The organism is Bacillus norwichensis (assembly GCF_014836955.1).
In the GTDB taxonomy this organism is placed as follows: domain Bacteria; phylum Bacillota; class Bacilli; order Bacillales; family Bacillaceae_C; genus Siminovitchia; species Siminovitchia norwichensis.
Map to the genome: position 1 here is coordinate 1 of NZ_JACSPV010000113.1, position 569 is coordinate 569.

General features: G+C 40.6%; 1 protein-coding gene. It reads left to right on the forward strand.

Annotated elements, in window-relative coordinates; all coding sequences use genetic code 11:
- Nucleotides 1–104 precede the first annotated feature (104 nt).
- Nucleotides 105–569, forward strand: a 465-nt coding sequence (locus H9631_RS22205; protein WP_191816632.1) for a transposase, incomplete at its 3' end; no start/stop codon positions are given.

The window sequence follows — 569 nt, forward strand, 5'->3', positions numbered from 1 at the left end:
GGGAGTGTAAACTTAACCGTGTAAGTGAGAGAGCGTACGGCTCTTGCTTCGCGGTTAAGTTTTTTTATTGGTAGAATAAAATAAATGAATGGGAGGTAATTCTAATGGCTAAATCTAAACGAGAAGAGAAATCGGTTGAATTAGCGAATCAGATCCTAGAAAACTACCAACCAAAAACTGTTGAAGATATGCAGAATGCACTGAAAGATATATTCGGTCCCATGTTTGAGGCCATGTTAAAAGGTGAAATGGATAACCATCTGGGCTATGAATCCAATGACAAAAATGAAAAGGAAACAGACAACAGGCGTAATGGTTATGGCAAGAAAACCTTAAAGACAAGCGCTGGAGAAGTGGACGTTAAGGTGCCGCGTGATCGGGATGGCTCCTTTGATCCTCAATTGATACCAAAGCGCAAAAAAGACGTGTCCGCCATTGAAAATAAGGTGATTTCCATGTATGCACGTGGGATGTCACAACGGGATATTTCTACAACGATTGAAGAGATCTATGGTTTTTCTGTTTCCCACGAAATGATATCGGATATTACTGATCATGTGCTTCCAGAG